Here is a 6,839-nt window from a genome sequence, read left to right as displayed (position 1 = left end):
ATATGACGTACTATAACCATTATCGCGGGCAGTGGAACTTGAAAAAGCTGCCGCCTGCAGAATACAGACGACAGCTTCAACAAGCAGCTTAGGCTTTTTTTATAATTGTCCTTTACAAAGGGTACATTTTAAAGGTCGAGGGAGATCTAATATTGGAAGAACGGGTCATTTCTCTTCAAGCAGAGATTCAAGAAAAAGAAGCGCAATTATTTGAAGTCCAAGATGAACTTACGAAAGTAAAAGATTCGAATGAAACGCTAGAAATAGAGAAAGAAAAGTTGAATGAAGAAATCGAGAAATTAAAACTTGCGCAAAGTGAATCTAAGCGTGATTTCAAAGAAATAGTAACGACTTATGAGCAAATGTCGGCCAAATCCTCAGCTCGTGTCATTACAAAAATGGGAGATGCGGAAGCTGTCCAAATATTGTCTAGCCTAAAGCCTGCTACTTTAGCAGCTATTCTAGAGAAAATGTCTCCTGAAGATGCGGCTAAATATACTTCTATGCTTACAAAGTAGTATAATAGTATTTAAGGGAGGTGAAAAAGTGAGTTTAGGACTAGTTATGAAGGTAGGTTCTTCAGGCACTCCTTTTAATTTATCTGCTTCTACAGCAAATATTGAAGGCGAGAGATTCGGTAGTGTGTTTCAGAGTCTCATGTCCACTACATCTATATCTACTAAACAACAGATAATAAATGGTGATCAAAAGTTAACTAAATTATTAGGTGATGTTCTCAACGTCGAATCATTGAAAATGCTAGAAGGAATTCTTGATGAGTTGAAGCAGTCTGATAAGTCGCCCGTTGTAGCACAGTTATTGAAAGAGACAGGATTGCGTCAAAAAAATTCTATAAATGAAGCAGATGTTAAAAATGATCTATCTGAAATAAGGGGAGAAGATCAGCTTCAGAATGCCACCCTAAAGTTTACTGGAAATACAGAATGGAGTTTGTCAGATCTACCGAATCTTCATACGTTTCTGGATCTGCAACAATTAGCCACTCTTATTAGTGGAAATCCTGATAAACTAATAGAAACTATTACAAACGTACTAGAAGATGCGGGTATGAGCAAGGTACAACTAGATCAGATGGCAGCAACAGGAGACATATGGTTCATGCTCGATGTATTACAGCAATTACCTACTGAAAAGGTGCAAGCGGCGATGGGGCAATTATCGCCAAAGGCAGCTGTAGAATGGATAGCATTGCTTAAAGCAATTGAACTGGCCGCACCTAAGCTGGATTTGTTTACAAAGCAAGTGGATCTCGTGAAAACGATTCAGCCGATTTTATCGCAATTCGCAAATCAGTTAGAATCGAAGGTCATACAGCCTGAAGTGAAACCTACTGTGCAAATTCCACTGCCTTTGCAGCATGTCATTCGAATTTCGACAGAACAAACTAGCGCAGACACGGAGCAACAACATCAACAGTCCAAGCCAAGTGAAATAGTGGCGCTATTATCTGCTGTCACTCCTACTGAATCTAGGCCAGTATTCCAAGTGAACGCTACAGAGAAAGTACCGGAAAGCCGAAGCGAGGCATTGATGAGAGAATTCCAAGCCGTTTTAAACCGTGCAAACTTTGGCCAGACAAATGGAATGAATCGTATTTCAATCAAACTGTACCCGGAACATCTTGGACAAATTCGTATTGAATTATTGGAAGTAAACGGTGTAATGACTGCGAGAATCTTGGCATCTACTGCGATGGCACGTGAAATGCTCGATAGCCAGATGCATCAGTTGCGTCAAGCTTTCAATCAACAAAATTTGCAAGTAGACCGAATTGACCTATCACAAACCTTGCAAGATCCAGCGAAAAGTGATCGAGAACAGGCGTTCAATAAGCAGAATCAACAACAAAAAGAACAGACTACCGAACAAAATAATAATCCGGATGAACAAGAACAAACATTCCAAGAATTCATGATTGAACTGGAGGCGTAAAAATTGCCAGAAGGCATAAATTCATCAACGATACAAAATGAGATTACAGATTCGATGTATTTAGTCAATAAGCAGCGTGATCAGCGGAAAACTGGACCCGACACAATGGGGAAAGACGCATTCATGAAAATTTTGATTGCACAAATGGCTAACCAAGATCCAACCAATCCTATGAAAGATACAGAATTCATCGCACAGATGGCTCAATTTTCTTCATTGGAACAAACGATGAATTTAGCTAACGCATTTGAGAAGTTCGCTGCTTCACAAAATCAAAGTCAGTTAATCCAATACAATAGTTTTGTAGGCAAAGAAATACGCTGGCATGAAGTTTCTGATAAAAATGATGAAACGGGCAAGCCGATTATTAATGAAGGTACTGGCGTCATACAGTCTATCAAGTATATAAATGGTTCAGTAATCTTTACGATGGCGGATGGCAAGGAACTTTCACCTGGAAATATCTCGGAAGTAATGGGAAATGGATCGGGTTCAAGCTCTGGAGCAGTCGGTCAACCGAACAGCCTAGTACAAGCCAGTATGTTAATTGGTAAGACAGTAGGCTATATGGAAGGCGAAGAAGAACGTACAGGGAAAGTCGTATCGGTTACGAATAAAGAAGGTAGCCTGCATTATGTGTTGCAAGACGGCACGAAAATTGAAGGAAGTCAATTTACTACTATTAGTGAATAATTGAATGGGGCGATGTTATGAACAAGATCGATATCCATCGCATTCCATCACCACCACCCATACGTCAAGGACAAATACAAGCACAGTCAAAGCAGTCATTTCTCGAACATTTACAGCAAGCGACACGGCCTGAAAAACTAAAAATTAGTAAACATGCTAATGATCGGCTGCAAGAACGAGGCATTCAAATGACCGATGCAGAATGGGCGCACATCTCAGAGAAAGTAGACGAGGCGAAGAGGAAGGGCATTCGCGAATCACTCGTGTTGACTGATCAAGTCGCACTCATTGTCAGTGCAAAGAATTCAACCGTCATCACCGCGATGAACCGCATGGAAGCGAAGGACCAACTATTTACAAATATTGATGGCACGATACTACTCAGCTAAATACGGCAGGACCTTAACAGGATGCCAACCGCACCGCCGACTGAATGACGCGGTGCACTCTAAAACCGAGAGGGGAAACTATTTATGATTCGCTCAATGTACTCAGGAATTTCTGGACTAAAAAATTTCCAAACTAAGTTGGATGTAATTGGTAACAACATTGCCAACGTGAATACGTATGGCTTTAAGAAGGGACGTACGGTTTTTAAAGATTTGTATTCTCAGACTGTGGCGGGGGCAACTGGACCTGGAGGTAATAGAGGTGGTGTGAATCCAAAACAAGTGGGGTTAGGTTCACAACTAGCTGCTATTGATACCATCCATAGTCCAGGGTCAACTCAATTTACCGGTAATACTTTAGATTTAGCAATTGAAGGTGATGGATTTTTCTTAGTAGGAAATGATACTGAGAAATTCTATACGAGGGCAGGAAACTTTTACTTAGATCAAGACGGAGCGATTGTTGATGGAGATGGGCGATTCTTAAGCGGAACAGCCATTAACATACCTGAAGATGCTACAAGTTTATCAATTGGTCAGAATGGACAAGTGTCATATGTTGTAGCTGGATCTTTAACAGAGGGTCCTGTTATTGAGTTATTTAAATTCAATAACCCAGGCGGATTAGAAAAAGTTGGTGGGAACTTATTTAGAGAATCTCCGAACTCAGGTGTTCCTCTTGCTGGTGAACCTGGAGGAGCAGATGGCCACGGTGTTATCAAATCGGGCTCTCTTGAAATGTCCAACGTAGACCTTTCCGAAGAATTCACAGATATGATTGTTGCACAACGTGGTTTCCAAGCCAACACACGGATTATCACAACTTCAGACGAAATCTTACAAGAACTAGTAAACTTGAAACGATAACATAGTATAGTTTGAGAAGGAGGGTCGGGCCGGCCTTGGCCTGGCCCCTTACATATGATTAAAGTGACGAGATTGAATCGAACGACTTTTACGTTAAACGCATTGTACATAGAGAGAGTCGAGTCGTTTCCAGATACGACAATCACGTTGACGACTGGGTCAAAATATGTCGTTCTTGATTCAGCTGACGAAGTAAATAACCGAATCATTGAATTTTATCAAGCGGTCCAGCTGCTATCCAATCCGCATATCCGGGGGGATGAAGAAGATGAAGAATAAATTATTGACGATTTCATTGATTATTTTAGTGAGTATTACGTTGATTGGTGTCGTGGCGGTCGTATTGATATTGAATTTCAATAAAGATAGCGACGGAGAAGAAAAAGCACCGTCAATTGATGAAATTATTGAATCGTCTGTGGATATGGAAGAAATTACGACAAACTTGTCTGGACGTAATTTCGTCCGTATATCGCTGAAAATCCAGACAGACAGTAAAAAGGCAGCAGAAGAATTAACGAAACGGGATTTCCAAGTGAAGAACCTAGCTATTCAAGAACTGTCTGAAATGACCGCGAAAGACCTTGAAGGAAAAGCGGGAAAACAGCAATTTGAAGATAATATAAAAGCAAAGTTAAACGAGCTGATGCAAGATGGTGAAATACAGAAGGTGTATATTGTCTCATATATCATCCAGTGACGGCAGGAATGATCTACAAGAGATATATGCGCAATGGGAGGTGGGTCTATGTCGGGAGATGTACTGTCCCAAAATGAAATAGATGCGCTGCTGTCTGCTTTATCGACGGGTGAAATGTCAGCAGAAGAAATGAAGAAAGAAGAAGAAACAAGAAAAGTACGTGTCTATGACTTTAAGCGTGCACTTCGTTTCTCCAAAGACCAGATTCGGAGTTTGACTAGGATCCATGAAAACTTCGCTAGACTATTGACTACGTATTTCTCTGCGCAACTCCGTACGTATGTGCAAATTAATGTGATGTCGGTAGATCAGATTCCGTTTGAAGAATTTATCAGCTCGATACCCAATATGACATTGATTAATATATTCGATGTATCTCCGCTTGAAGGGAATATTTTAATGGAGGTCAATCCAAATGTTGCCTATTCAATGTTGGAACGGTTGATGGGTGGTTTTGGGGCGAGTTCAGGAAAAACGGACAATATGACAGAAATTGAAACGAAGATCTTGACGAATTTATTTGAACGTTCGTTTGATAGCTTACGTGAAGCTTGGTCTGGGTTAATTGATATTGATCCTTATCTAACAGAGATGGAAGTCAATCCCCAATTTCTTCAAATGATTTCACCGAACGAAACCGTGGTCGTTATTTCATTTAATATTATGATTGGTGAATCTAGCGGTATGATCAACATGTGCATCCCGCATATAGTATTGGAACCAATTATTCCAAATCTCTCTGTGCAGTACTGGATGCAGACGAATAAAAAAGAACCTACTGCTGAGCAAAGTGTAGAATTGGAAAGACGTATTAAAAATGCAACGCTCCCTATAGTTGCTGATCTCGGAAAGGGACAGATATCTATCGAGGATTTCCTGCACCTGCAGCTTGGTGATGTGATTTCATTGGATACAAGCATTGAAGAACCTTTAACGATACGAATAGGGGAAAAGCCTAAATTCACAGCACAGCCAGGAAAATTACGTAATCGAATGGCTGTTCAAATACTGGAAATATTGAATACGGGAGAGGATGACGATGATGAGTGATAATATTCTCTCACAGGAAGAGATTGAAGCGTTGTTACGGGGTGAAACGTTAGAACCTGCCCAAGCGGACGAACGTGAATCGGAAACTATCGATATTAAGGATTACTTGACCGAAATGGAGCAAGATGCATTAGGTGAAATTGGTAATATCTCATTTGGTAGTTCCGCTACAGCACTTTCAGCTTTACTGGGACAAAAGGTAGAAATCACAACACCACAGCTAGCGTTAATCCAACGTGATAATTTGGAAGACGATTTCGTTCATCCGTATGTAGCGATTAAGGTCGAATATACAGAAGGGTTAAGCGGTGTCAACCTATTGGTGATCAAACAAAGTGATGCGGCGATCATTGCGGATTTAATGCTTGGAGGAGACGGCATGACTCCAAATCAAGAATTAAGTGAAATTCATTTGAGTGCAGTACAAGAAGCGATGAATCAAATGATGGGATCTTCCGCAACTTCAATGTCTACCATTTTTAATAAAAAAGTAGATATTTCACCACCCACTATTGATTTGATGAATATTCAAATAGATCAGGGTACCGAAAATATTCCTGCGCATAATTTATTGATTCGTGTGTCCTTCAATTTGAAAGTTGGTGAGTTGATCGATTCTGATATTATGCAATTGTTCCCACTGGAATTCGGTAAAAAACTAGTTTCATCACTAATGGGGGAAGAGGAAGCGGCTACCGTGATGGAAGCACCACCTAGTCCGCAAGCATCCCAATATTCGGAACCAGAACCGGCATATAAACCAGAGCCTACGTCAATTCAACAACAGCAACCTGCATCCCAAGCACCACCAATTCAACAAACAGCAGCACCACGTCAGACTCAAGCTCCAGTGCATGTCCAGCAAGCAGAATTTGCAAGTTTCCAAGCACCTTCTTTAAATAAGGAAGAATCAAATAATTTAAATTTGCTACTTGATATACCGCTTCAAGTAACAGTAGAATTAGGACGTACGAAGCGTTCTGTTAAAGAAATTCTAGAAATGTCAGGTGGTTCAATTATTGAACTGGATAAATTGGCAGGGGAGCCAGTCGATATATTAGTCAATAATCGCTATATTGCAAAAGGAGAAGTAGTAGTCATTGACGAAAACTTCGGAGTTCGCATTACGGACATTTTAAGTCAAATGGATCGATTAAATAATTTACGATAGAAGATACTTGGAGGGA

Annotated in this window: 9 protein-coding genes; all 9 read left to right on the top strand. The window is 40.4% G+C overall.

What is annotated here, in order from left to right:
* The first annotated feature begins 152 nt into the window (after window positions 1–152).
* The 9 genes from CSV70_RS04850 to fliY all read left to right on the top strand — a co-directional run bounded on the left by CSV70_RS04850 (window position 153) and on the right by fliY (window position 6,823).
* A complete protein-coding gene (locus CSV70_RS04850) occupies window positions 153–518 on the top strand; it encodes a MotE family protein (RefSeq protein WP_099679256.1) in 366 nt (121 codons plus the stop codon).
* A gap of 28 nt (window positions 519–546) precedes the next feature.
* Window positions 547–1,953 carry a flagellar hook-length control protein FliK gene (locus CSV70_RS04845; RefSeq protein WP_158232370.1) on the top strand — a complete coding sequence of 469 codons (1,407 nt, stop codon included), beginning with the start codon at window positions 547–549 and terminating at the stop codon, window positions 1,951–1,953.
* Window positions 1,954–1,956: 3 nt separating this feature from the next.
* Window positions 1,957–2,646: a flagellar hook assembly protein FlgD gene (flgD, locus tag CSV70_RS04840; RefSeq protein ID WP_233191755.1), complete on the top strand. Its 690-nt coding sequence runs from the start codon at window positions 1,957–1,959 to the stop codon at window positions 2,644–2,646.
* Between the two features lie 17 nt (window positions 2,647–2,663).
* Complete coding sequence (locus tag CSV70_RS04835; protein WP_085133239.1) at window positions 2,664–3,035, top strand: TIGR02530 family flagellar biosynthesis protein; 372 nt, start codon at window positions 2,664–2,666, stop codon at window positions 3,033–3,035.
* An 84-nt stretch (window positions 3,036–3,119) separates the two neighbouring features.
* On the top strand, window positions 3,120–3,902 hold the full coding sequence (gene flgG / locus CSV70_RS04830; RefSeq protein WP_099626366.1) for a flagellar basal body rod protein FlgG: 783 nt from the start codon (window positions 3,120–3,122) through the stop codon (window positions 3,900–3,902).
* Window positions 3,903–3,956: 54 nt separating this feature from the next.
* Window positions 3,957–4,181: a flagellar FlbD family protein gene (locus tag CSV70_RS04825; protein WP_085133241.1), complete on the top strand. Its 225-nt coding sequence runs from the start codon at window positions 3,957–3,959 to the stop codon at window positions 4,179–4,181.
* Complete coding sequence (fliL, locus tag CSV70_RS04820; protein ID WP_085133242.1) at window positions 4,171–4,602, top strand: flagellar basal body-associated protein FliL; 432 nt, start codon at window positions 4,171–4,173, stop codon at window positions 4,600–4,602. The genes CSV70_RS04825 and fliL overlap by 11 nt, the downstream gene beginning before the upstream one ends.
* 48 nt (window positions 4,603–4,650) lie before the next feature.
* Window positions 4,651–5,652, top strand: a complete 1,002-nt coding sequence (fliM, locus tag CSV70_RS04815) for a flagellar motor switch protein FliM (RefSeq protein WP_085133243.1) — start codon at window positions 4,651–4,653, stop codon at window positions 5,650–5,652.
* The gene (gene fliY, locus CSV70_RS04810) at window positions 5,645–6,823 is read left to right on the top strand and encodes a flagellar motor switch phosphatase FliY (RefSeq protein WP_099628194.1); all 1,179 of its coding nucleotides are present in this window, start codon (window positions 5,645–5,647) and stop codon (window positions 6,821–6,823) included. Before fliM ends, fliY begins: the two co-directional genes overlap by 8 nt.
* Window positions 6,824–6,839 lie beyond the last annotated feature (16 nt).

The organism is Sporosarcina sp. P25 (assembly GCF_002743235.1).
GTDB lineage: Bacteria > Bacillota > Bacilli > Bacillales_A > Planococcaceae > Sporosarcina > Sporosarcina ureae_B.
The sequence above is the reverse complement of the archived record's forward strand: the minus strand, read 5'-3'. Positions and strand labels throughout refer to the sequence as shown.